The 24,367-nt window shown below is 37.0% G+C and carries 21 protein-coding genes; 13 read left to right on the top strand and 8 right to left on the bottom strand.

Annotated elements, in window-relative coordinates; genetic code table 11:
- Positions 1–244: 244 nt before the first annotated feature.
- The 6 genes from ACFE6N_RS09085 to ACFE6N_RS09060 form a co-directional block, all read right to left on the bottom strand.
- Positions 245–1,318 carry a DUF5694 domain-containing protein gene (locus ACFE6N_RS09085; RefSeq protein ID WP_378935743.1) on the bottom strand — a complete coding sequence of 358 codons (1,074 nt, stop codon included), beginning with the start codon at positions 1,316–1,318 and terminating at the stop codon, positions 245–247.
- Between the two features lie 174 nt (positions 1,319–1,492).
- Positions 1,493–2,632, bottom strand: coding sequence for a M28 family metallopeptidase (locus tag ACFE6N_RS09080; protein ID WP_378935741.1), 1,140 nt, complete (start codon positions 2,630–2,632; stop codon positions 1,493–1,495).
- Positions 2,633–2,844: 212 nt separating this feature from the next.
- The gene (locus ACFE6N_RS09075; RefSeq protein ID WP_378935739.1) at positions 2,845–3,018 is read right to left on the bottom strand and encodes a PepSY domain-containing protein; all 174 of its coding nucleotides are present in this window, start codon (positions 3,016–3,018) and stop codon (positions 2,845–2,847) included.
- Positions 3,015–4,061 carry a PepSY-associated TM helix domain-containing protein gene (locus tag ACFE6N_RS09070; protein ID WP_378935737.1) on the bottom strand — a complete coding sequence of 349 codons (1,047 nt, stop codon included), beginning with the start codon at positions 4,059–4,061 and terminating at the stop codon, positions 3,015–3,017. Before ACFE6N_RS09070 ends, ACFE6N_RS09075 begins: the two co-directional genes overlap by 4 nt.
- Positions 4,062–4,134: 73 nt before the next feature.
- Positions 4,135–4,845 carry a DUF4198 domain-containing protein gene (locus ACFE6N_RS09065; protein ID WP_378935735.1) on the bottom strand — a complete coding sequence of 237 codons (711 nt, stop codon included), beginning with the start codon at positions 4,843–4,845 and terminating at the stop codon, positions 4,135–4,137.
- Between the two features lie 60 nt (positions 4,846–4,905).
- A complete protein-coding gene (locus ACFE6N_RS09060; protein WP_378935733.1) occupies positions 4,906–7,347 on the bottom strand; it encodes a TonB-dependent receptor domain-containing protein in 2,442 nt (813 codons plus the stop codon).
- Between the two features lie 344 nt (positions 7,348–7,691).
- Here ACFE6N_RS09060 and ACFE6N_RS09055 point away from each other — a divergent pair, with 344 nt between their 5' ends.
- The 3 genes from ACFE6N_RS09055 (at position 7,692) to ACFE6N_RS09045 (ending at position 10,385) form a co-directional block, all read left to right on the top strand.
- Entirely contained in the window at positions 7,692–8,159 is a 468-nt protein-coding gene (locus tag ACFE6N_RS09055) for a hypothetical protein (RefSeq protein ID WP_378935731.1), read from the top strand.
- A gap of 536 nt (positions 8,160–8,695) precedes the next feature.
- Positions 8,696–9,928, top strand: coding sequence for a DUF4221 family protein (locus tag ACFE6N_RS09050; RefSeq protein WP_378935729.1), 1,233 nt, complete (start codon positions 8,696–8,698; stop codon positions 9,926–9,928).
- A complete protein-coding gene (locus ACFE6N_RS09045; protein ID WP_378935727.1) occupies positions 9,915–10,385 on the top strand; it encodes a hypothetical protein in 471 nt (156 codons plus the stop codon). Before ACFE6N_RS09050 ends, ACFE6N_RS09045 begins: the two co-directional genes overlap by 14 nt.
- A 279-nt stretch (positions 10,386–10,664) precedes the next feature.
- Here the strand turns inward: ACFE6N_RS09045 and ACFE6N_RS09040 are convergent, their stop codons facing one another.
- Positions 10,665–10,967: a carboxypeptidase-like regulatory domain-containing protein gene (locus tag ACFE6N_RS09040; protein WP_378935725.1), complete on the bottom strand. Its 303-nt coding sequence runs from the start codon at positions 10,965–10,967 to the stop codon at positions 10,665–10,667.
- Between the two features lie 460 nt (positions 10,968–11,427).
- Between ACFE6N_RS09040 and ACFE6N_RS09035 the strand changes: the two genes are divergently transcribed.
- The 4 genes from ACFE6N_RS09035 to ACFE6N_RS09020 are packed head-to-tail and all read left to right on the top strand — an operon-like array spanning position 11,428 to position 17,850.
- Complete coding sequence (locus ACFE6N_RS09035; protein ID WP_378935723.1) at positions 11,428–14,607, top strand: SusC/RagA family TonB-linked outer membrane protein; 3,180 nt, start codon at positions 11,428–11,430, stop codon at positions 14,605–14,607.
- A gap of 12 nt (positions 14,608–14,619) precedes the next feature.
- On the top strand, positions 14,620–16,137 hold the full coding sequence (locus ACFE6N_RS09030; protein WP_378935721.1) for a RagB/SusD family nutrient uptake outer membrane protein: 1,518 nt from the start codon (positions 14,620–14,622) through the stop codon (positions 16,135–16,137).
- Positions 16,138–16,162: 25 nt separating this feature from the next.
- Entirely contained in the window at positions 16,163–16,849 is a 687-nt protein-coding gene (locus ACFE6N_RS09025; protein ID WP_090986369.1) for a hypothetical protein, read from the top strand.
- Positions 16,850–16,866: 17 nt separating this feature from the next.
- Positions 16,867–17,850, top strand: a complete 984-nt coding sequence (locus ACFE6N_RS09020; protein WP_378935719.1) for a DUF5007 domain-containing protein — start codon at positions 16,867–16,869, stop codon at positions 17,848–17,850.
- Between the two features lie 170 nt (positions 17,851–18,020).
- On the opposite strand, the gene ACFE6N_RS09015 is transcribed toward ACFE6N_RS09020, so the two are convergent.
- Positions 18,021–18,722, bottom strand: a complete 702-nt coding sequence (locus ACFE6N_RS09015; protein WP_378935717.1) for a DUF4397 domain-containing protein — start codon at positions 18,720–18,722, stop codon at positions 18,021–18,023.
- A gap of 571 nt (positions 18,723–19,293) precedes the next feature.
- Here ACFE6N_RS09015 and ACFE6N_RS09010 point away from each other — a divergent pair.
- From ACFE6N_RS09010 to ACFE6N_RS08985, 6 genes are all read left to right on the top strand, one after another.
- Positions 19,294–19,992: a GNAT family N-acetyltransferase gene (locus ACFE6N_RS09010; protein WP_134204214.1), complete on the top strand. Its 699-nt coding sequence runs from the start codon at positions 19,294–19,296 to the stop codon at positions 19,990–19,992.
- 1 nt (position 19,993) lies between these two features.
- Positions 19,994–21,181: an argininosuccinate synthase gene (gene argG, locus ACFE6N_RS09005; protein ID WP_378935715.1), complete on the top strand. Its 1,188-nt coding sequence runs from the start codon at positions 19,994–19,996 to the stop codon at positions 21,179–21,181.
- A gap of 90 nt (positions 21,182–21,271) precedes the next feature.
- Positions 21,272–22,249 carry an N-acetyl-gamma-glutamyl-phosphate reductase gene (argC, locus tag ACFE6N_RS09000; protein ID WP_378935713.1) on the top strand — a complete coding sequence of 326 codons (978 nt, stop codon included), beginning with the start codon at positions 21,272–21,274 and terminating at the stop codon, positions 22,247–22,249.
- 62 nt (positions 22,250–22,311) lie between these two features.
- Positions 22,312–22,680: a four helix bundle protein gene (locus tag ACFE6N_RS08995; protein ID WP_145857302.1), complete on the top strand. Its 369-nt coding sequence runs from the start codon at positions 22,312–22,314 to the stop codon at positions 22,678–22,680.
- Positions 22,681–22,732: 52 nt separating this feature from the next.
- Positions 22,733–23,866, top strand: coding sequence for an aspartate aminotransferase family protein (locus ACFE6N_RS08990; protein ID WP_378935711.1), 1,134 nt, complete (start codon positions 22,733–22,735; stop codon positions 23,864–23,866).
- Positions 23,867–23,993: 127 nt separating this feature from the next.
- Entirely contained in the window at positions 23,994–24,350 is a 357-nt protein-coding gene (locus ACFE6N_RS08985) for a four helix bundle protein (RefSeq protein ID WP_378935709.1), read from the top strand.
- Positions 24,351–24,367: the final 17 nt, after the last annotated feature.

Here is a 24,367-nt window from a genome sequence, read left to right as displayed (position 1 = left end):
GGCTATTTTTTTATAAATTCAATAAATGTGATGAACGGGACTAAAAATGTGATGGACCATGGGTTTGTTTAAAAGGCAGACACACAATTCATTCAGATGTTGCATAAAGGGCATACAACTAATTTGTTAGTTTAAAAGTAGTCCGTTTATGTTGCATTTGCAAACAGCAGTGGAAAAAATTTGCGAACTTTAAAAAAAAAAGCCCCCATGCACGGCAAGGAGGCTCTGGAGCGCATGTAAAATTTTAGTGTATATCGTTATAGTTAATAATTTTTACATCTGGGTTTTTTGCTAAAATTTCTTCCATCCACTTCCGGTGCGATGCACCAACTCCTACTACAACCCTTTTTGCTTTTTTAGCTTTCGACTGTTCGATGATATTTTTACACATCCCTTCATTTCTCAGGGTCCACTGCGCTATCATTTCCTTTACCGTTTCAGTCGGAAATCCCGCATATCCATAAAAGTGCGATCCGCCATAAAAGTTCCAGGCTTCATCTAAAACACCATATTTTACTGTATTCATACCTGCATAAGGGTCAGCATTAAATACACTTGCTTCATCTTTACTGTAAGACCAGTATTTTTCTATAGCTTTAACAGTAGCAGCTTCCTGCGAGCTGCTGTCGGCTTTTGCTTTGCCGATTAAAATCTTATATAACGAATCTGTTTTATTCCAGGCTTCGCCCCAGGGTTTATCATAGGTCTGGCAATCCATATTATAAATCCGATCTTGTTTCAATTGATAAATAAGGGGGAAATAGATTTTGCTGTATTCACTTCCCGGTCTGTAAAGACCCATCTTTTTTAACGAATCTACACTGCCAAACATCTTTTTATAGGTGGCAAGTTCTTCTTTGCCAAAACTCTGTTTCATATAGTTCTCTAGCACAAAGATTTGATACTCAGTATTTCCTCTATCCCAGTTTTTAGCATAATTAACCGCTAAATTCATCCTCGTTTGATGATAGTAAGCAAATTTTGCAAGTGCTTTTAGGTCTTTTTTAATCTGTGCATCTATGCTTTTAGGAGACTCAGGATTTAATTTTTGCAGGTAGTCACGCTCCTTTTTAAACAATTCTTTTGCCCAGTTACTTTCTTCCAGTTTAGCATAATTGTCCTGTGGCAGGTATTCACCAAACACCATATCAGGCTTGAAATTTTTAAGTTTATCAATTATGGCCTGAAAATTTATGGTTGATTTAGCGTTATCATGTGCGGAACCTACGATAACAATTTCGATTTGATTTTGTGCACTCAGTTTAAACGTAAATGCCACCAGTAGTAATACCAGATTAAGTTTTTGTATAGTTCTCATAATTCGTTTCGTTTTTGTTGATTCAAAGATGAGTATACAAGCCTTACTACTCAATTTAATTATCCCAAAGGCTGATAATATTATCCCAATCGGAAAAACGGGGATTTAGGGGTTGAGTATGGATAACGGGGTGTTTGAATAGCGGTTTATCGTTTTGGTCCTAAAAAAATGCAACTATTTCATTAATTTCTGATTAAAACCGACAATTAGTTTAAACAGATCTTTGTATTTGGTAAGGGGTAACGTTTCAGGTTTATCGAATATATCATGATAGGCAGAGGGACCTCCCTGGGTATAAATAAAAAATGCGGGAACACCTTTTTCAGTGAAGAAATAATGATCACTATTGGCTGCTTTACCTCTCTGATTGATTTTCGGGATGTAATGGTGTTCATTATTGATGGCATTTAGCTGTGCAAAGGCTTTGGGGTAAACTGAAGCATTAACCACCGTCATGCCTGACTCGCCTGTGCCTACCAAATCGAGGTTGATGAGGAATTTTATATTACCTAATGGAACCAAAGGGTTTTCTACAAAATATCCTGATCCTACTAATCCGGCTTCTTCGGCTGCAAAACAGATAAAACCGATAGAGTAGGGCTGAGGATTAGCGGCGTAATATTTGGCCAGACTCAATAAAGTGGCCACACCAGCTGCATTATCATTTGCACCGGGGAAATAGGTAGTTGCACCCATTCCGCCCAGGTGGTCGTAATGTGCGGTTATGATCAATAAGGAATCAGGATACTGAGTGCCTTTAACCAAACCACAAATATTGGCGGCCTGAAAATCGGGGATAAATTTGTTTTCAATGTCGACGCTTATTTCTTTCGGTAGGGTGTTAAGGCTCTTTTTATTGAGTTGTATGGTCGTAATATCCCCAACTTCGGTAGCTACAGACCAGGTTAGTTTATCTTTTAGTAAAACTTGTATCGAAGGTTTAGCCTGGAAGTGGAGGCTGTCAACCGGTGTTAGTTCGGCTATTTGTTTAATGCCCGGACTTTCATTATTTACGATGAAATCTTTTCCTGGTATGAGTTTTTCGCCATTAATGGTTACCATCATTTTTCCCGGGAACGTATTTACAGGGAAACTAAAGGTCTGTTTATAGGCTGTACCCATTGGCCGTAAGCCGATTTTTTGATAGGCATCTGCAATATAATCGCCCGCTTTTTTCATCCCGTCTTTGGTATAACCTCTGCCCCAGAAAGCTTTTGACGTAAGGGTATTGATGATCCCTCTGGTATAAGTAGAGTCCTGTGCAAAACTGTTGATTGCACAAAACAGCAAAAGGGAGAATCCGAATGTTTTCATGCCGGAATTTAATAAAATAAAATAATTGTTAGTCTGGATGTGTAATCAGGATATATAGTAATTCTTTAGCTGGATTACAAATCTACAATTCATTGATACGAGATGGCAAATCTTGAGTAAAGGTGGGAGCAACTGGCACCCTGATCCGATAGTTACTTATCGGATTTATTTCAGTATCTTACCAGATGGAAGGGGTTCAATTTTCACAGTGATTAATGGTATTGTGGCAAATTTTTCGTGGCTGAGTGATTTTTGTTCTTTTTCTTTTTGCCCCACCAAATGATAAATCCGGTTATAGGTAAACTGGCAGCAATTAAACTTGCGAAAAATGCCATTACTTTCCCTGGAAGTCCTAAGATAGCGCCAACATGGATATCGTAGTTCATGCCGATAAGTGCCTCACCTGCATTTTTATCACTTTGATTTTTACGGGCCAGCAATTTACCTGTATACTGGTCGAACAGCAAAACATCGAAATTCCAATAGGTTTCTTTCCCGCTGTAACCAGTTGCGTAAATGGTTGCCGTCCCCCCTCGGCAGGCGACATTCCAATGCGTTCGGCATTTTTAAATAACTTTTGTGCGGTTTCAAAAGCTACATCAAACGGAATCGCTTTAACAGATTTAGTTGAATCTGATTGGGCCATAATTTGTTCCGGAGGCGAAATACTGCCCGATGCTACTACATATACAGTGTTCTGGAACCATTGGAAAGCCCACACCAGGCCGGTTAGTGCCAGCATCAGGCAAATAATCATCACATAAAAACCAAGTACATTATGCAGATCATAATTGATACGTTTAAATTTGGCTTTCCATTTAATTTTGAAACTTTTATCGAAGTTCGATTTTTTAAGATTTTTAGGCCACCACATGATCATGCCAGAGATCAAAAGAAAAACAAATATGAAGGTACACCAGCCTATAATCTGCTGTCCGATGGGATGGTTGATGAGAAAACTCCAGTGCAGCATTTTAATGATACTGAAGAATTCGTATTTATAATCAGAAACCAATGTGACCTTACCTGTATAGGGGTTGATCAACACAATGTCGTAATAATCTATCGAATCAAAATACCAGAATGCTTTAGGATTACCAGGCTTGTAAGCACCAAACTCCCATGCTCGATCAGCTTGTCTATAACTCGAGATGAAGGTAACCGTTTTCTTGCCGCCCAAGGTTTTTTCGGCTGTTGCTTTTAATATGCTTAAAGGAATAGTTTTTTTATTTGCCGGTACCTCAACAAAAAACTCTTTTCTATGGATAAATTCGGTAATTTCTTTCTGAAAGGCAAAAATGCAGCCGGTAATGCCCAAATGAAAGACCACAAGATCAGATGTTATACCTAGCCACAAGTGCAGCCAGTCACTGATTTTTCTTATCCGCGATTTCTTTGTTTTTTTATGTATGGCTTTGGTTGGCGACATTGGGCTTTATTAAATAGAAGAACCAATTGACGATTTTACACGCCAATTGGTTAACAACTTTGAATTAATCTGTTTATTGAACTTGGGTGGTATAGGTTACCAAATGCCAGGTTTTCTCGTAATCCTTTCCGTTCAGTTTGCCTGGTGTTTTATCTTCGGTAAAAGCTTCAAAAAAGTAGTTTCCTTTTTGTGCTGGTTTGAAAGTGAATTTTCCTTCTGTATCGGTTTCAGTAGGTTGTGCTTTTCTTTCAGCATTTACAACCGTTAACTTTTGTTTTGCAAAAGGAGCTTTGTTGTAGATAACCTGATGAACTGAAGTTTCACCCACTTTTAAGGCATGTTTATCCGGTCTGATGGTTAATGCTGCAGTTGCAGGGAAAGCCGTGTTTATTTTTGCATTTCCTATGGCCACATCTGCAAAGGCGTAATATTCAATTTTAGCTTTTTCATAAATGTCAGCAACCTCATGAACTACAGAAAGTTTATAAGTGCCATCCTGATCTGGAGTGAAGCTCGCTTTAAAGAAACGTACGGCCGGAGCGGTGGTTAAAACCCTGGTTGTTCCGTTTGGAGCGGTTAACACCAGGCTGAATTCTTTTAAATTGCTAAACCATTTTGCGGCTGAGTCAGGCTCGTTACTCTCATATTCTCCGAAGAAAACTTTCACTTCCTGTGCTTGTCCTTTTTTGCCTGTTGAAGCTGTTTCTATCCATAAAGCATGTGCAAATGCACTCGAAATGCCAAAGGCTAGAAAGAAAAATAGTAATGAGATTTTAGTTTTCATGTTTTCTGGGTTTTGACAAGAGGGGCAACTGATCTGATCAAGGTGCTCCTGTTTGTTTTATTAAAATTTATAAGTTACACTACCGGTAAAAGTTCTCAGGTCCTGAGGATTCATCGTGCTATAACCAGTCCAGTATTTTTGATTGGTAAAATTGTCTACTTTGGCACCGATTCTGAACCTTGGATGATCATAAAATACAGAAGCATTAAAAACTTCGTAAGCAGGCAGGATAAATACGCCCTGGCTTACACTGTTTACAATTTTGTTATCACTGGCATAATTACCACCCGCACCTAAACCAAAGCCTTTTAAAGCACCCGCCGCCAACTTATAACTAATCCATAAGTTTGCCGAATAAGGAGCAGCTGAATAAGCATCACGTCTTCCTTCAACATCCGGAGAAGCATTTTGCAAACGGTTATCGTTATAGGCAAAACCTGCAATAATGTTTAACCCATTTAAAGGGTTGGCTACAATTTCTGCTTCTACACCTTTGCTGATTTTGTTGCCATCCTGGATCTGTGCATTCGGATTAGACGGATCGCCATTGTAACCCCTTACAATATCTTTCACTTTGATGTAATAATAAGATACCGATCCGGTTAATTTGCCGCCAAACAGGTTACTTTTTACACCGCCTTCTATCTGGTTAGCTTGCTCGGGCTTAAATGCTTCACCTTTATAATCTATGCCGTTAAGATTGTTAAATCCATTTTGATAATTGGCAAACAATGATAACTGATCTTTTATAGGCTGAAATACCAGGCCAAATTTAGGAGAGAAAACCGTTTGTTTATAAGCCCCTTTTGGTGCCGAACCTGCTCGGTCAGAATTACCTTTGTTGTCAAAACGGTCTACTCTAATGGCAGCTAAAGCAATTAACCTGTCGGTTAGGTTAATCACATCAGAGGCATAGGCACTGTAAGTATTGGTTTTAAAATGATAAGGATATTTAGGAACGATAGGCATTGCTGCATAAAAGGCGGCTAAATTGGTTTCTGTGAAGTTGTAATAGTTAGCACCTGTTCCGTTTTTATTTGTTAGATCGAAACTGTCTGTTCCATAAAACAATTGATCGGAGTTTTGACGTAAATAATCGAGACCCAGAACCATTCTGTTTTTTATTGAACCCAGGTTAAAAGTCCCGTTGAAATTTTGTTGGATTTCGTAGTTGTAAAGTTTGCTGTTATCTGTTGATTGATCTGCCCTTGAAATGAGATCGGCGCCCGGAGCAGCATTTGGGTTGCCTAGTGGAGGATAGTTGTTGGGAACTAAGAACAGGTAGGTTCCCCGGCCATTAGAAAAACTATAGCTGGATGAAAAGCTGGTATGTGATGACCAGTTCTCATTAAATTTATAATTGGCCTGGCCAAAGAAAGTAGTGCTGTTGTATTTCTGCTTCATTACATCACCTGTAAACGATTTGTCGTAAGGTATGCCTGACTGATCTGCCCGATCAAAACCAAGGTCTTTCACCGGGAAATAGAAGAAAACAAAGGGTTTTAAAGTGTTTTTACCATTGGCGATTTCAGCATCAAAAGTAAAATCCAGCTTATCGTTTACTTTATAGGCTAGGCTTGGTGCAACAAAGAAACCTCTGTCGAATACATTTTGCTGGAAAGAGCCTTTATAATTATAAGATGCATTGATACGGGCGTAAATGTGGTTGGCTTTATCAATAGGGAAATTAAAATCGGTACTTACCCGGTTTAAATCATAGCTACCTGCCGAATAGGTTACCTCACCGCCTAAGCCCTCGAATGGTTTTTTGGTAATGCGGTTGATTAAACCTCCATAAGAAGTTAAAGTGCTGCCAAATAAAGTAGCCGACGGGCCTTTAATTACTTCCACACTTTCGATGTTGGCTGCATCATTACGACTGGTTATATTACCTGCAATTCCATTTCTCAATTTCGACTGTACAATAAAACCCCGCGACGCATAATAGGCGCCACCATCTCCGCCGCGTCCGGTTGATTCCCACATTTTCTGAATACCAACGGCATTACGTGTAGCATCATCAACCGAAAATATCAGTTGGTCATTAAATGTCTCTTTGGTAATCGTGGTATAAACCTGAGGGTTCTCCAGGTTACTAATAGGCATTTTAGCTACATAATCGCTTTTTTGGGCGCCATATTTATTGGCTTTAACTTTATTGATATTAACCTCATTGAGCTGGTTTGAATTCTGGCTGATTAAGAAATCAAGCGTTTTATTTTCACCTGCATTGATTATAATTGATTTTTCTACGCTTTGGATGCCAACACCCGATACGCGTAAGATATAAGAACCTGGTTTAACCCTTGGTATCTCAAAGGTACCTTTATCATTGGTGATGTTTCCTAAGCCTTTCCCCTTCAAACCTACTGAAAGATAGGCTGCTGGTTTTCCATCAGATGTGGTAACTGTACCAGTAATGGTTGAAAATTGTTGCGCAAAGGAGAGCAGGCTGGTAAAAGTGAACAGGAAAGTGAAACTAAAAAGTTTGATTTTAAGCATTGTAATATTTATTTGGATTAATTCTAAACGATTGCAAAATAACGTCAGAAATCGGTATAATCCAAATTATTTTAAATTATTCTAAATTAGAAAATCTTTTAGATAACATCTCATACAAATGATTAGCAATCTGTTAACAATAATGATGCATGTTAATAATTAAAAAAACATCCTAATGTATAATTTAAAAGGTAAGTGATGTATAAATATATTAATATCTAAGTAGTATGAGTTAAATTCGAAGTGAAATATATGTCGAAAAAAGCTTTAATTTGATGGAGGCATTGTAAACCTCAGTGTACAATCCTATTATAAATATTTAACATTGTTTAAACACAATCTTTATGAAATTAACATCTATTATCTCGTTCTCCTTAATTTGTATTTTATTCTTTTCCTGTAAAAAAGAAGAAGATGTAAATTATAAGGTTACAGAGGCTGTTTCCTTGTTTGAAAACACCAAATCACTTAACACTTTAGCGAGTAGTACAACAGGAAATTATGTGAAAGTCTGCCCAAATGGGTATACGGGCTGCGGAGCTACATCAGGAATTGTTTGTGAATCATCACAACAACCATGTGTGATACCGGTAGTTATACTACGGAAATATCCTTGTCCTGGCTCGAATTTATACGGATGTAAGTCTGGTCTTCAAACAGGCGCTATATGTGAAACTGCACAGGCATGCGCTGGAGAAAATCATCCATCACCTTGTAATTATGGAGGTATTGCCTTTGGTTGTTTTGCAGGCGCTCCCATTAGCGGACCAAGTTGCGGTACATTAGTAAATTGCGAAACACCACCAGACTGATACTATCAATCTTTTAGAAAAAAAATTGTTATACACTTGTGTCAAAATGTAAAGATATGTCCTGGAGAAAATCATCCTATTCATGAACTATGGGAGTATCAACTTTGGATGTTATCAAAGCGCCGATTGGTGGTGAGCCAAGCTGCGGTGCTCTAATTAATTGCCAAAGGCCACCCAACTAACTTCACGGAACTATTTTATCTAAATGGGATTATTTTACCAATAACTTTTACGTTGTAGTTCTTTTTTTTTAAAATGGATACACTGTTGCTTTTGTGTAGCCGGTATCTTTCATATCTGTTTGCAAAAGTGATCCTTAACTTCCGTTAAATAAGCCGTAGATTCTCTCAAGGTAATCTTAAATTTTAGATGCTTGTTGTTAAATATCTGAAATTAGGCAAAGCTTTATGTGATGTTTGCACAAAGCCACGCTATACTATAGTGGCAAAATTATTACGCCTTAGCGAATAATCTATCCATCGAAGATCTACTGGTATATTAATAAATTTTTGAAATGCCACTAAGCAATGTAACCTATGTTTAAATTTTTCAGCACTTTCTTTTTTTTGTATTTAAGCTTCTTTTGTTTTGTTTCTTGTAAAAATAAAAATCAAGATTACTACATCATAAAATCAAAATTAGCTAAAGACGCCTCGGAATATCAGATAAAGATAGACTCTATCAAAATACCTCTAAAACAAGGATATGCAAATACGTATTTTACCTATACCCAATATAGTGAACACAATATAGATTATCTTTTAGGGTATAATCCCAACACGTTGAGTATTGATATCTTTGACTTAACAAATCGAATCTTATGTAGGCAATTAAGCTTAGTTGGAAAAAAGTTGTCTTTAAAGAATCTGGATAGGAAGGACTTAGATAAAAATAGGAGTATTGCAGACATTGGTATAGTAAATTTTGATTCAATTTTATTAAACTATAGCAATGATCGGTTGATTGTGATTGATACAAACTTGAATAAGAAAAAGGATATTTCCATGGATAGTATATCAAATAGGAATAATTTCTTTGGAAAATTACTCTCATATAGCCATGAATTTAAAATGCTTTTTTTTGATGGAAAGCTTATTTTTAATCCAATATATTCTAATTTTAATTGGGACAAAAAAATGCCTGCTTTTGCTTCTTTTGATGTAAATGGCGGACGACTTGAATTCCTTCCGATATCTTATTCTGATTATCTTTATAAGATTAAAGGTAATGCAGGATTTCTAACCTCTATTGTAACGAGTGAACACCAGAAACCAGGAATTTTAACTTATGGCTACTTGTATGAATCGAATATTTATCAATACGACCCAAAACGCGCAACCATCACTTGTTATGGAGCTGCTCCTTTAAAAGGAAAAAGTTTAGCTGATTCTGTTTCTTATACTAAAGGAGATGACCCAAAAAAATGGGTAACCCATCACATTGAGAATACCCAGTTCTTTAATGTGATGTATGATAAGTATAGAAATATTTATTATAGATTTAGTTTGCGAAATATAAATCAAAAAGATGGTAAATATTTTAATTCTATTTTAGATAAACCTTTGGTTTTAATGATTTTTAATGAAAAATTTGAGGTAATAAAAGAAATAGATTTACCTAAGTACAGATATTCACCAAATACTTGGTTTATTACTAAAGAGGGTTTATTCATTTCTCCTAACCATAGAAAAAATAGGTTCATAGATCCACTACATTTGAGATTTGACATTATTAAAGTTAACAAAGTAAATTCCAATGAAAAAATATAGCATTATTTTTATCTTCTTATTAACTATCATAGCATGTAATAAGCGTAAATTATCCGAAGATGAAGAACACCTTAACATGTATTTCAATGAAAAGCAGCACACTGATTTATCAAAACTGAATAATTACTTTATTGTTGTGATATCTGGTAATTGTGGCTCTTGTACTGAAAAAACCATCAAATTTCTAAAGCAATTAGGCGACAGAAAGAATTATAAATTTAGTGACTACAAAAAGATAGTTATCATTCCCAGGAATAATGCTGAAGTTTTAGACTCAATGAAAAATACAAATATTGAGTTTATTGTGGATGAGGGTTTTGAATTAGAAAAATATGGAGTTAATTTTCAAAGAAATGCTTTCTTTGAATTTAAGAAGTCGCAACTTTTCTATAAAGATTGGTTATATCTAGATAATGTTGATGCAATATCAAAAAAATATGGTTTTACTTTGAAATGATAATCCTCATGTAATGCAATTATAATGTATTCAAACTTAAGAGATGCGTTATGGAAGATATTATTGCTTCACGTGATTGCAAATATATGCGTTAATTTAAAAATAAATTTCATTGGTAAAGTGTCTTAGGCTTATTTGTAATTTTCATCAATATTTTTATATATAGCTTTTATTTTACGTATAAATAATTTCAGGTGGATAATATTTTTTTGCCTTTTTATTCGTTCAGGTTTTTCTTAAAAGCGCTTAACTCACTAAGCTAGTCTGAATTTTGGCTGATCACAAATCGACCGTTCTATTTTCACCTGCATTAATTATAACCGATTTTTCTACGCTTTGGATGCCAACACCTGATACGCGTAAGATATAAGAACCTGGTTTAACCCTTGGTATCTCAAAGATACCTTTATCATTGGTGACGTTTCCTAGGCCTATCCCCTTCAAACCTACTGAAAGATAGGGTGCTGGTTTTCCATCAGATGTGGTAACTGTACCAGTAATGGTTGCAAACTGTTGGGCAAGGCATAATAAACTGGCAAAAGTGAACAGGAAAGTAAAACTAAAAAGTTTGATTTTAAACATTACAGTATTTATTTGGATTAATTCTAAACAGACGCAAAATAACGTCAGAAATTTTTATAATCCAAATTATTTTGAACTATTCTAAATTAGAGGGTTTTCGAAAATTTAGCCTGTTTGTTCGACCTATAAAATGCTGATATACTAAAACATTAGTTTATCGTTTTAGATGGCGCTACAGAGAGATTTTTTCTCGCATTACCCGTTAAAATCTGATTGCTAATTAATTAGCAATATGTATTCTGAAAAATAAAGAAAATAAGACTTAATTTAATTGATATAGGCCATAGAAATAACGCAAAGGCATATTTTGAATAAATAGCGGATATACTTTAGAAACTAAATGTTAATTAAAGTTAAATTTTTAAGTTAAAATATGGTTTTAGTTAGCTAAAAATTAGTTAACCCTCGGGTAAAAATGTTGATACTTTTAAATATTATCAAACTAACTAACTAAACATCAATGGAAAAAATTTCTACAAGACATTGCTATGTAAAATTTTTAACGGCAACCTTATTTTATCTACTGATCCCTTGGCTGGCCTTCGCGCAGAAAACAATTAAAGGGACAGTTGTAGATCAAACCAACACACCAATACCCGGCGTTTCGATTATTGAAAAGGGTACCAAAAATGGTACGGCTACCAATGCTGAGGGAAAATTCTCCTTAACTGTTCAAAAAGAGGGTGCAATTGTTACCGCCAGAATTGTAGGCTATCGCTCGGTAGAGAAAACGGTTTCGGCAAGTGGTACAGTAAACTTTTCTTTGGAAGAGGATAATAATACACTAAGTGAAGTGGTTACTATTGGTTATCAGAAGATAACCAGAAAGAAAACTACTGCGGCAATTTCCAGTATTTCTGGTAAAGAACTGGCCAACTTACCTGCTGCAAGTTTTGATCAGTTATTGCAAGGACGTTTATCTGGTGTAAACGTTCAAAACTTCACTGGCCAGCCAGGTGTGGCACCTACTGTATCGGTAAGGGGTAACTCAACAGGTAGCACAGGTTATGATCAATTTAATGTAATCAGATCGCCACTTTATGTAGTAGATGGTGTTCCTCAATCATCTGATGATCTTGTGCCACCAGGAACAGGTACAGGAACCAACTACATGGCCGGCCTTAATCCGAGTGATATCGAATCTATTGATGTATTAAAAGATGCTTCAGCAGCGGCCATTTATGGTTCAAGAGCTGCTAACGGGGTGATTTTAATTACAACCAAAAAAGGTGTAGGTGGCGATACTCGGGTGACGTTTAACTCTTATTATGGGATGGTGCAACGCCCTAATTTAAGACAGGCTACCATGGGTACCACAGAGCGTAGGCAAAAAATGGAAGTGCTTCAAAGGCAGCTGAGTTACGATCAGCGCGTGCAACTGCCTTACATCCTTACCGACAGCTTAAATCCGGCATTCAATGGCCATACCGATTGGCAGGATTTATTTTATCAGACAGGTAAAATCAATGATAATAACCTCAGTATAAGTGGTGGTACTGATAATGGAACAGTTTATCGTTTTAGCGGAGGTTATTATGATGAAGATGGTATCGTAAAAGGAACAGGCTTTAAACGTTATACCACACGCTTAAACCTTACCTCAAGGGCGATGAATAAAAAATTAATGATCAACCCAATATTTTATTATTCAAGTGCCAGCAGAGGTAGAGGGAACGAAGATCCAAACGATCCATCTAAGCCTACAAAAGTTGGTTCAGGGAATTTGCCCTCCTCGTTATTTAATATATCTCCCGAAAAATTGGATTATTTTGTAAGTAAAGATGGCGAAAATTTAAATCGAAATGTGTCGAACCAGTTTGGAGCTAACCTCAACTTGGCTTATGAATTTAATAAACATTTTACCTTAAATTCTCAATCTTCCTATACTAATGATAATACGCGCAGGGATGTGAGCATGAGCAATTTGTTAAACAATGGTTTTGGCAACAGCTCTTCCAGTTTCTCTTCTAGCGCTATAGGCTTAAGAACATCAAACTATCTGGCTTATAATGGTTCCATTAAAAAACATTCTTTTAGTGCAGTAGCGGGTCAGGATATCGAGTATAGTTTGTTTCAATCTACCCAGGCATCGGGTTATGGTGGAGCATCAGATAATATCCAGACGGTTACGGGCTTTAAGCAACAAAATATTTTTGCTTATTCAAATTACATCGCGCATGGCCTAATCGCATATTACGGCCGCTTCAATTATGACTATGATAGCAAGTACCTTTTATCGGGAACGATCAGAACGGACGGTTCATCTGGTTTTGGTGAAAATAACAAATATGGCGTATTCCCTTCCATTTCAGCAGGATGGCTTCTTTCAGAAGAGAACTTTATGAAAAACCTATCTAATAATCCTTTTACACTCATAAAAATAAGAGGAAGTTATGGCGTGACAGGAAATGAGGATAAAAGAAATGCTTATGTGCAATATAATACCTATCAGGTTAACAATGGTTATTTTAGTGGGAATTCTGGAGCAACCTCATATAATGGTGTAACCGCAATTACACCTAACTTCAGAAATGGTGTGGCACAAAAAGACTTAAGCTGGGAGAAATCGATCCAATGGAATATTGGTACCGATCTTGAAATTGATAATGGTAGGTATGCCATTTCATTCGATGTGTATAACAAAGAAGTAAGAGAAAAACTTTTTAATGTTGATTTGCCGGTTACATCAGGCTATGACAATGCCTTTACCAATGCATTTGCCGTTCGTAATTCAGGTTTGGAGTTGGTTCTAACTGCTAATCCAATCCGTAAGGAATTTAAGTGGAATAGCTCTTTTAATATCTCTTACAATAAAAATCAGGTCATGAGTCTGCCGAATGGTGGCCGTGATATTATTTTGAGCGGAGATCGTTTTGATAAAAACCACGTGCTTTCTGTAGGTAGTCCACTAAATGCTTTTTATTTATATCGTACAAAAGGCGTATTTTCTACTTCAGCAGATATTCCCCAGAATCCTTATACCGGAGAAAGATATCGAAACAGTAATGGAACATTTAGTGCAGGTGATTTTTATCTGGCAGATTTGGATGGAGATTATTTTATAGATATTTTTAATGATGGTATCAATCCGGATAAGGCTCCAATTGGTGATCCTAACCCACGTTTTACCGGTGGCTGGACCAATAACTTTTCTTACAAAAACTTTAGCTTAAGTGTTTTTGTAAACTTTACACTTAAACGTGATGTACTCAACCTATTTGATTCAGATCGTTTTACGAACTCAACTGATGCTAATGCCGTATATAATTTTGCCAGTGTTTCTTCACCGGATCTAAGTCGCCTGAACATCTGGAGAAACCCTGGAGATCAAGCCGAATATGCAAAACTCGATTTGGGATCCTATCGATATTATTATACAGCTGCACAATCTTTTTTCCTAGAAAAAGGTGGTTATGCAAGGATTAGAAGTATCAATTTTAGTTATGATTTTAGTCCTAAAGCCGTAAGAAAATTAGGCTTAAGTCAGCTGAAATTATACGCCGTTGTTGATAACGTATATATGTTCCAGCAATCAAAAAAATTACCAGATGCAGAAGCTGTTAACGGATATGGAGAATATAATGGAACCGGATATCCTATTCCAAGAAAATATACTCTAGGTGTACAAGTTCAATTTTAATATCGTCAATAAATGAAAAATATAATCACAAAAATCGGTGTTCTTATCGCTTTGGGCATAGCAGTTACCGTAAGTTCCTGTAAAAAATTGTTATATGAAGAACCTAAAGACGCACCTTATGAGCAAACCTTCTGGCAATCGTCCAGGGATGTAAGAAGTGCCATCGCCGGTAATTATGCCATGATGCGTAGTGCGATTACCAACAAAAACAATCGTTATTTTATGTATGGTGATGCGATTGCCAAAAACTATTTTACCATCCAATATTCCGGAGACGGTTTAGAAGGAATTCAGGGTGGAGATTTTACCTTTCAATACAATCTGAATACGCTGGCAAATTATACTTTATATTATAAAAGCATTGCCATGTCTAATCTGATTTTGAAGAAAGTTAATGCGATGAGCGATACACAATTGTCTGGCGAAGACGATCCTACACAATTCCGGAATTCAGTAATTGGCCAGGCCTATTTTCTTCGCGCATTAAGTTACTTTATGATGGTAAGGGTATGGGGCGATGTACCGTTGGTTACAGAAGCTTACGACGATCCAATCAATGCACCTCAATTGCCAAGAAGTTCAAAATCGGAGGTGATGAAATTGATTGAAAATGATTGTAAAAAAGCCATTAATCTATTAAGCTGGAATTATACCAATACCGGCGACGCCAAAGTTACTGCAAATAAAGGCTCAGTATATGCCCTTTTAGCACATTTGTATCTTTGGAGAGCAACGATGTTGGATGTTTCAGTGGATGCACCAAATTTGACTGACGTGAACAGTGCTGATACGACCATAAATACCCTAATTGCCAAAGGAGGATATGCTTTAACCGATACTGCCAATTATAAAAATACCTTCATTGGTCGTTCTTCTGAGGGAATATTTGAAATCAACATTAGCGAGAATACATTGGAAGGTTCCAATAGTTCTATAGGTTCTTATTTTTTAAATGAGAATTATATCAAAGGTTACGGAAACAACCCACGTTTTTATACCACGCTTTTATATCTTAATAATCATTTCGAAACAACTACTGATATCCGTTATAAAAAGGGCTTTGACCTTGCCAACCCAGATAAACCAATGAGTGTAAAGTACAGTAATGTAACGTACAGAAATCCTGGGCAAAAATTAGACCCTTATCTGAGCAACAACATTATCATTTTCAGACTGGGTGATATGAAACTTCTTAAGGCGGAGATTGCACTTTACAAAAAGGATGCTGCTACAGCCATCGGTATTATCAATGATTTCAGAAAAAGAAATGACCCAGATCCGGTTTTAATTCCAGCGGGAAGTTCCGTAGATCAGGTAATGGATGAATATGCGTATGAGCGTGGCAAAGAAATGTACCTGGAAGGACATTTGTTTTATGATTTGCTCAGAACTAGAAGATACGGTCTTATCGTAGATTGGCTTACGGAAAGCAGGTTTAGAAGAGAAGGGTTTTATTGGCCTGTAGACCCTGCGTTGTTTAGAAACAATCCGTTATTGAAACAAACACCATATTGGTTGGGTAAAGTATAAGTTGTTTTTATTAAGAGATTAAAATATGAAAAATAATATATTAGTATATCTTTCATTACTATTACTGGCACTAACTGCTTGTAAAAAAAATGATTATAAAAGGGATGGCGGCCCAAGTGATCCCAATGTGAATTTAAGTACTTACGATTACTTAAAGTCTAACCGCAATTTCGATTCCTTAGTGAAAGTGATAGACCGGGCTGGTTTAAAGGATGTAGTAAATGGTAATGTAACCCTTTTTGCAACTACAAATTATGGCATAGCGGAATATGTAAAGGCAAAGAAATATCAGAAATCTCTCCAACTTGGGAAGGAAAATTTTGATTTTGGGATCAAAGATATTCCATCACAGGAGCTGAACGATTCATTAAAAACTTATTTATTTGCGGGCAAGATCAACAGAGACCAGATGACCGTTAGCGGTAAGCTTTATAACAGTTTATTGGGGGCTATTCCAAATGTTCAGTACCTGATCAAATTGAGACGTTCTTATGAATATACACAGTATCTTAATTATGTGGATTATGTAACGTATACCAAAGTAATCGGAACCCGTGATGATCAGGAGACGGATCAAAGTACTATTCCCGATTCACAAAAAGATAAGGCTGTGGATTGTCAAACATCTGGAATCGTCACAACCAATGGTATCGTTCATGTGCTTAGTGGATACCACAGGTTATTTTTTAATGCACAGTCTTTGGGCAATTAATTTAATCGCAATTAATTATGAAAATTAAATACATTTTAGGATTATTACTCTTGTTAAGTGTAGTGGCCTGTAAAAAAATACAGAATGGTTTTCTAAGTGATGCCATTCGCTATAAAGACAATAATATTTATGCAAAAAGAGGCTTGACTCTTTTTCAGTCAGATAGAATCAATGCAGATGGTTCTACACCACCTTTTACCTACAAATTACTTAATTTAAGAAAAGAAGATGGTTCTCCTGCACCTGCAGAATTCTCAAAAGAATATGAAATTACTGTTTTTAAAACCGGTGCTAATTTTGATCCTGAAACAGATGTAACCCTCGATCTTTTAAATAAGAAAAGAGAGGTGGTCAAAAAGAAACCAATGGAGTTTAATGAATTAAGCGGACAGCTTACCTTTAACAAAGCATCTGGCTTCTTACCCTTAGGAAGATATGTATATGATGTAGAAATGACTAATGGTACTGGTACCAAGTTATTTCCTAAATTAGCAACAATTAATGTGGTAGATCCCACTATAGATGACCTGTTTGAGATTACTGATAATGTAGCTAACGGCTTTAATGATGTTACCGGTGCGGTAACGCCGATGAAAAACCCAATCATTACCTGTACAAAAATCTCATCTTTAGGTGCAAGGGCTATACTGAAAATGGTAGACAAAAATGGAAATGTCTTTAATCCTAAAGCAAAGGAAATTATAGCAAGGGGAGATCGGCCAATTTTTGAAAACTATGCTAAATTCAACCCGGTTATTCAAACGGACACCGCTATGATCTGCGATTTTGAGGTAGCACCATTTCCTTTAACAAAATATGTTACGCCAACTACCGATTGGGGTTTCTTAATGTATTATAGAATACCGAGTACCTATATAAAATCAATAGATGGCTTTCCATCATCACCAGGTTTCTCAGTAAACCCAAGGTGGTCTTGGAGACTCAAATTAGAAGGTACATATGTCATCCAGGTGAAATTTACTGATGTAATTAGAAAATAAAGAAAAATAGGAGCTGTGGAATAAATTTAGAAGTGTCATCCTGAGCCTGTTGAAGGATCTATCATATACCTTCTTAATCATGATACAGTTATAATTTCTACTAAAACCAAAAAGGCAATTTTCACATCGAAAATTGCCTTTTTTATGAAAGTTGAAAACTAAAATCTTTCTTATTTGATCATTATAACCTGTAAACTCAATGGTCTTTCGGTATCATTTGCCGGTGTTACCAAACCACCGCAAATAATATCATAATGATAACCTGCTGTAAAGCTGGTGCTCTCGGAAGTCGCTTTAACTGCTCCGGATGACGTTTCTTTAGCATCCAATGTATAAGTCCCCGCATCTACAGCAATGAAACTGCTTGCTGTTTTGAAGGCTTTATTGGTAACCAATGAGGTGGTTGCACTGGTTTTGGCCAAGTCTAAAGCAGGGGCATCGGGCGATAGGTTGATAAAGCGGATATAGGCTTTATCTGTTGATGGAATAGAAAGATCGTCGCCAATAGTATAAATATCTAGTGCACCGGGTTTATTGATTAAATAAGATGAGTAATAGGTGCTTGCGTTTAAAGTGATATTTTTGGTCAACAAACTTTCTGCACTGCTGGCGGTGGTAAATTTTAAACTGTAAGTGCCAGCGGGAGATGAAAGATAACTAATGGCGCCTCCGAATGGCAAAGCTGCTGAATTAACCATATTGCCATTGAAGTATGCATTATAAGTTGCCAAAGATGGTGACGCATTAATTACCCTTAAATACGATATCGTAGGATCGACAGTGTCGGTTTTTTTACATGAAGTTAACGCTGTTAAAGCAATTAGGAAAAATAAAGTGATCGGTTTGAAATGAAATGACGTAAAATTCTTCATACGGTTAAAATTTGATTTAATAATTAAGGAGTACCCATAAAACGATCATTCAATCGTATTCGCTACAGGTATGTAAATATTGCATTTAAACACTATCTGAAGATGTTAAATGATGTTAAGCAGATGTTAAAAATTAGTGCCTTTTTTAACAAAAGTTGAATTGACAATTAGAATAATAAACCTCAATGTTAAGTGATCGCTTATTTTTAAATTACATAAGCGCTTGCTTCAGTCAGAATAATCCAATAAAACAGAAAACTTAAAATAAAAAAAATACAATATTATTGCGTAACTCGATTTTTATTTAAACCTTTGCACCTCAATAGAGTTAAAGCCGTTTTAATACGCAAGAAATGATTAAACCAATTTTACATAAACTTTCAGTTTCCAATGCACAAACCGTGTCTGGAAAAGGTTTGTTTATTAATCATTTTCAATCCGTGTTTTATTATCCCACAAGCCGGCAAAATTTCACTCCGCGTATTTAGTACTCAACTAAACGTAACGAGGAATTGATCCTCTCTAAAAACCCAATTAACAAGAATACTTATAATTTTTCGTTAGAAAACGAATGGATATTAACGAATTTATAGTGCAGGTTGCACTTCCTGAACATCGTGTATTTGCAGAAGAAATTGTAACCGAGATGGCCGAATCTGCGAAAGCGCGTGGTACAGGCATCGCAAAACGTTCTCCTGAATACATCTCTAATAAGATGCAAGAGGGCAAATCGGTTATTGCTTTCCACAAAGATGGTTCATGGGCAGGGTTTTGCTATATCGAAACCTGGAGTCACGGACAATTTGTAGCCAACAGTGGTTTGGTGGTAAGCCCTAAGTACCGTAAAGCCGGATTGGCTAAGGCCATTAAAAATGAGATTTTCGGCTTATCAAGAAGGTTGTACCCCAAAGCAAAAATATTTGGGTTAACAACAGGTTTGGCCGTAATGAAGATAAACTCAGATTTGGGCTATGAGCCGGTAACCTACAGCGAACTTACCCAGGATGAAGAATTTTGGAAAGGTTGCCAGAGCTGCGTAAACTTCGAAATTTTGAAAATGAAGGAACGTAAAAACTGCATGTGCACGGCCATGCTTTATGATCCGGCAGAGAAAAAACACGAAGTAGCCAAACAATTTGCTGAAGAACTGCAGAAAAAACCCAAATTATATGAGCGCTTTATGCGCATTAAACAGCGTTTGGTTGTTAAACAAAAGCCGAAAACCGGCTTAAAAGCCCTTTTATTTTTATTTACCCTTTTATTTAAATAGCATGAAAAAAGTTGTCTTAGCATTTAGCGGAGGATTAGACACCTCATTTTGTTGTATATACCTGGCGAAAGACCGTGGATTGGAAGTACACTCGGTGATTGTAAATACCGGTGGTTTTTCTGATGAGGAGTTACAGGAAATTGAGAAAAGAGCTTATGCTTTAGGGGTAAAATCGCATGCGGTAGTAGACGAAACAGAGGGCTACTATGATGATTGTATTAAGTACCTGATTTTCGGAAACGTATTAAAAAATGCAACTTATCCACTTTCTGTTAGCGCAGAACGTGTAAGTCAGGCTACCGCAATTGCTAATTATGTAAAGAAAATCGGTGCTGATTATGTAGCGCATGGCAGTACTGGCGCTGGTAACGACCAGGTTCGTTTCGATATGATCTTCAATATCCTGATTCCTGGTGTTGACATTATTACGCCAATCAGGGATTTGAAATTATCACGCGAAGCTGAAATTGAATATTTAGCCGGTCATGGTGTTGAATATAGTGCCGAGAAAGCAAGATATTCAATCAATAAGGGTTTATGGGGTACTTCAGTAGGCGGTAAAGAAACATTAACTTCCAACGAAACCTTACCAGAAAGTGCATGGCCAACACAGGTTTCAGAAACCGGGTCGCGTAAAATTGAACTTACTTTTGAAAAAGGTGAACTGGTAGCGATTGACGGCGAAAAATTGGCGCCGGTAAAAGCCATCCAGAAATTGCAGGCCATTGCGCAACCTTTCGGCATTGGTCGCGATATCCATGTCGGCGATACCATTATCGGTATTAAAGGCCGTGTGGGTTTTGAGGCGGCAGCACCGGTTTTAATTATTAAAGCACATCATACTTTAGAAAAACACACGCTTACGAAGTGGCAGTTAAGCTGGAAAGAACAGTTATCTTCTTTCTATGGTAACTGGTTACATGAAGGTCAGTTCCATGATCCCATCATGCGGAATATTGAAGCATTCTTAGCCGATACGCAGAAATTTGTGAGCGGTAAAGTTTTTGTTGAGCTATTGCCATACCGTTTCCAGATTATCGGCATTGAATCTGACCACGATTTAATGAGCAACAAATTTGGCAGCTATGGTGAAATGAACAATGCCTGGAGCGGTGAAGATGTAAAAGGTTTTTCTAAAATCTTCGGCAACCAGGTAATGATCTGGCATAAAGTAAATAATGAGGCATAGCCTCGAGGTTTAAGGTTTAGGGCGAAAAGGCGTAAGGTTATCCGCCCGGCCCCTAAACCTTATACCCTACACCCTTAAACCTTTAAAAAAATGATTAAAGCAGGAATAATCGGTGGTGCAGGTTACACTGGCGGAGAAATGCTGCGTATTTTGGTTAACCATCCAAATGTTGAAATTGCTTTCGTAAACAGTACCAGCAATGCCGGAAATTTAATTTCTGATGTACATACAGATTTGATAGGCGATACTGATTTACGCTTTGTAAACGATATTCCGCAAGATATTGATGTGCTTTTCCTTTGTGTCGGCCATGGTGATGCGAATAAGTTTTTAGCCGCTAATCCCATTAACGATAATGTTAGGATTATCGATTTATCGCAGGATTTCAGGTTGCATAAAAAATCTACATTCGAAAAGCGTGAATTCGTTTACGGCCTCCCTGAATTAAACCGTGATAAGATCAAAGCAGCAGGTAATATTGCTAACCCAGGTTGTTTTGCAACTTGTATCCAATTAGGATTACTGCCTTTAGCTGCCAATGGGTTGATCCAAAATGAGGTTCACATTAATGCTACTACCGGATCTACCGGTGCAGGCCAGAGTTTAGCTACAACTTCTCATTTTAGCTGGAGAAATAACAATCTTTCTATTTATAAGGCTTTTGAGCACCAGCACCTTAATGAGATCAGCGAAAGTTTATTGCAATTGCAACCATCACTTACTGAAGCTTTAAGTTTTATCCCACAGCGTGGCGCTTTTACCAGAGGTATTTTGGCCGCTATGTATCTGGAAAGCGAACTTACTTTAGAGGAAGCCCAAACCATTTACGAAGATTATTACAGCGCGCATCCTTTTACGCATGTGAGCCGGAAAAATATCGATTTAAAACAGGTTGTAAATACCAATAAAGCACTGGTACACATCGAAAAACACGGGGGTAAATTATTTATCATCAGTATTATCGATAACCTTTTGAAAGGCGCCAGCGGACAAGCGGTTCAGAATATGAACTTAATGTTTGGATTGAAGGAAGATGCCGGCTTGAAGCTTAAAGCTGCTAATTTCTAGGCGGAAGGCTGGAGGTTGGAAGGCTGGAAGGCCTGGGTGCAGACAAAAAATATTTATGAGTTATGAGAGATTATCAAAAATTAGATGTTTGGAAAAAGGCTCACTTATTTACTTTGCAGGTTTATAAGGAAATCCTACCTATCATGCCTGTTGAAGAAAAATTTGCTTTAACCCAACAAATTCGGCGGGCCGCCTATTCAATACCTCTAAATATTGTAGAAGGAAGTGGTAAAAACACAGATAAGGATTTTGTCCATTATCTTGATAATGCACTTGGCTCTACCAAAGAAATAGAATATGCTTTTATTCTCCTTCGCGACTTAGCTTACGTCAGTTTGGAAGTTTACGAAGCCGTAAATAAAAGCGTTAATGAAATTAAGGCGATGTTAATCGCATTTATTAAATTTTTAAGAAACGGTGGAAAAGGTTAGGGAATATCAACCTTCTACCTTCCCGCCCTCAACCTTCAAACCTTATTAAAATATGCAACTATTCGACGTTTATCCAATTAATGATATAGAAATCACCAAAGCAGCCGGCAGCAATGTTTGGGATGCTAACGGACAACAATATTTAGATTTATATGGCGGACATGCTGTAATTTCTATTGGGCATACCAACCCCCATTATGTAAGCCGTTTAACTGATCAGTTAAATAAGGTTGGCTTTTATTCCAACTCGGTTAAAATTCCTTTGCAGGTACAACTAGCTGAAAAGCTGGGCGAAGTATCGGGGAAAAAAGATTTCCAATTGTTTTTATGTAATTCTGGAGCAGAAGCCAACGAAAATGCACTTAAACTCGCTTCGTTTTACAACGGCAGAAAAAAGGTAATTGCTTTTACCGGTGCTTTCCACGGACGTACCTCTTTAGCCGTTGCGGTAACCGATAACCCAAAAATTGTAGCGCCGGTTAATCAGACCGAAAACGTGATCTTCTTGCCGCATAATAATGAGGTGGCTTTAGAAGAAACTTTTAAAGCGCAGGGCAATGAGATTTCTGCGGTAATTATCGAAGGTATACAAGGTGTTGGCGGAATTAACGAAGCGTCAAAAAGTTTTCTTCAAAAAATCCGTTCACTATGCGATGAGTATAATGCTGTTTATATTGCTGATTCAGTGCAATGTGGTTATGGCAGAACAGGGTTGTTTTATTCGCACGATTGGGCAGGCGTAGAGGCCGATGTATATACCATGGCAAAAGGTATGGGCAACGGTTTTCCGGTAGCCGGAATTGCTATTGCTCCTAAATTTAAGCCATGGCATGGAGAATTAGGTACAACTTTCGGTGGTAACCATTTAGCCTGTGCTGCGGCTTTAGCGGTTTTAGAAGTGATGGAAAAAGACAACCTGATGAAAAATGCCGAAGAAGTTGGGAATTACCTAATTGCCGAATTAAAGAAATTTGAGCAGGTAAAGGAAGTTCGTGGCCGTGGTTTAATGATTGGTATTGAATTACCGGAAGAACTGGCGCATGTTAAAAAAGAGCTTTTGTTTAAGCACTTCATTTTTACCGGCGAGGCCAAACCCAATGTAATCCGTTTACTGCCGGCATTAAACTTAACCAAAGCACATGCTGATGAGTTTTTAGCTGCGTTTAATCTTGTGCTGAAAGCTTAAAGATTAAAGCTGAAAGCATGACTTTTGTATTTGTGAATCTAATTTAAACAAATAAAAGCTAGGTTAGTATCATCCCTATTTTCGAATAGAAGGGCCCGGGCCTTTCTAGTTTAACTTTTAAATTAAAATGAAAGACTACCGAAAACTAGATGTTTGGAAAAAGGCACATGTAATGGTATTATTTGTTTATTCAGATATATTACCCATGTTTCCCGTATCTGAAAGAAATGATTTACATAGTCAGGTTAAACGGGCTGCTTATTCAGTGCCACTCAATATCGTTGAGGGCGCTGGTCGAAATTCGGATCAAGATTTTGCGCGGTTTTTAGATATGGCATTAGGATCTTGTCATGAAGTTGAATATGCTTGTTTACTTGCTGCTGATTTGAGGTACTTGAACGAAGAGAAGTATCTGGAGATAAATAATAAAATAAATGAAGTTAAGGCAATGCTTATAGGCTTGCTGAAACGTTTAAGACGATAACTGTTTAAGGTTTAGAT

The sequence above is a fragment of the Pedobacter sp. BG31 genome (genome assembly GCF_042464845.1).
GTDB classification, from domain to species: domain Bacteria; phylum Bacteroidota; class Bacteroidia; order Sphingobacteriales; family Sphingobacteriaceae; genus Pedobacter; species Pedobacter suwonensis.
Note: the sequence above shows the minus strand (reverse complement) of the source record. Positions and strands in the feature narration are given on the sequence as shown.

Bases quoted from the DNA above. Each gene is read 5' to 3' on its own strand.
- ACFE6N_RS09085 (WP_378935743.1), bottom strand. From the start codon at position 1,318: ATGAGAACTATACAAAAACTTAATCTGGTATTACTACTGGTGGCATTT.
- ACFE6N_RS09080 (WP_378935741.1), bottom strand. From the start codon at position 2,632: ATGAAAACATTCGGATTCTCCCTTTTGCTGTTTTGTGCAATCAACAGT.
- ACFE6N_RS09075 (WP_378935739.1), bottom strand. From the start codon at position 3,018: ATGAACTACGATATCCATGTTGGCGCTATCTTAGGACTTCCAGGGAAA.
- ACFE6N_RS09070 (WP_378935737.1), bottom strand. From the start codon at position 4,061: ATGTCGCCAACCAAAGCCATACATAAAAAAACAAAGAAATCGCGGATA.
- ACFE6N_RS09065 (WP_378935735.1), bottom strand. From the start codon at position 4,845: ATGAAAACTAAAATCTCATTACTATTTTTCTTTCTAGCCTTTGGCATT.
- ACFE6N_RS09060 (WP_378935733.1), bottom strand. From the start codon at position 7,347: ATGCTTAAAATCAAACTTTTTAGTTTCACTTTCCTGTTCACTTTTACC.
- ACFE6N_RS09055 (WP_378935731.1), top strand. From the start codon at position 7,692: ATGAAATTAACATCTATTATCTCGTTCTCCTTAATTTGTATTTTATTC.
- ACFE6N_RS09050 (WP_378935729.1), top strand. From the start codon at position 8,696: ATGTTTAAATTTTTCAGCACTTTCTTTTTTTTGTATTTAAGCTTCTTT.
- ACFE6N_RS09045 (WP_378935727.1), top strand. From the start codon at position 9,915: ATGAAAAAATATAGCATTATTTTTATCTTCTTATTAACTATCATAGCA.
- ACFE6N_RS09040 (WP_378935725.1), bottom strand. From the start codon at position 10,967: ATGTTTAAAATCAAACTTTTTAGTTTTACTTTCCTGTTCACTTTTGCC.
- ACFE6N_RS09035 (WP_378935723.1), top strand. From the start codon at position 11,428: ATGGAAAAAATTTCTACAAGACATTGCTATGTAAAATTTTTAACGGCA.
- ACFE6N_RS09030 (WP_378935721.1), top strand. From the start codon at position 14,620: ATGAAAAATATAATCACAAAAATCGGTGTTCTTATCGCTTTGGGCATA.
- ACFE6N_RS09025 (WP_090986369.1), top strand. From the start codon at position 16,163: ATGAAAAATAATATATTAGTATATCTTTCATTACTATTACTGGCACTA.
- ACFE6N_RS09020 (WP_378935719.1), top strand. From the start codon at position 16,867: ATGAAAATTAAATACATTTTAGGATTATTACTCTTGTTAAGTGTAGTG.
- ACFE6N_RS09015 (WP_378935717.1), bottom strand. From the start codon at position 18,722: ATGAAGAATTTTACGTCATTTCATTTCAAACCGATCACTTTATTTTTC.
- ACFE6N_RS09010 (WP_134204214.1), top strand. From the start codon at position 19,294: ATGGATATTAACGAATTTATAGTGCAGGTTGCACTTCCTGAACATCGT.
- argG (WP_378935715.1), top strand. From the start codon at position 19,994: ATGAAAAAAGTTGTCTTAGCATTTAGCGGAGGATTAGACACCTCATTT.
- argC (WP_378935713.1), top strand. From the start codon at position 21,272: ATGATTAAAGCAGGAATAATCGGTGGTGCAGGTTACACTGGCGGAGAA.
- ACFE6N_RS08995 (WP_145857302.1), top strand. From the start codon at position 22,312: ATGAGAGATTATCAAAAATTAGATGTTTGGAAAAAGGCTCACTTATTT.
- ACFE6N_RS08990 (WP_378935711.1), top strand. From the start codon at position 22,733: ATGCAACTATTCGACGTTTATCCAATTAATGATATAGAAATCACCAAA.
- ACFE6N_RS08985 (WP_378935709.1), top strand. From the start codon at position 23,994: ATGAAAGACTACCGAAAACTAGATGTTTGGAAAAAGGCACATGTAATG.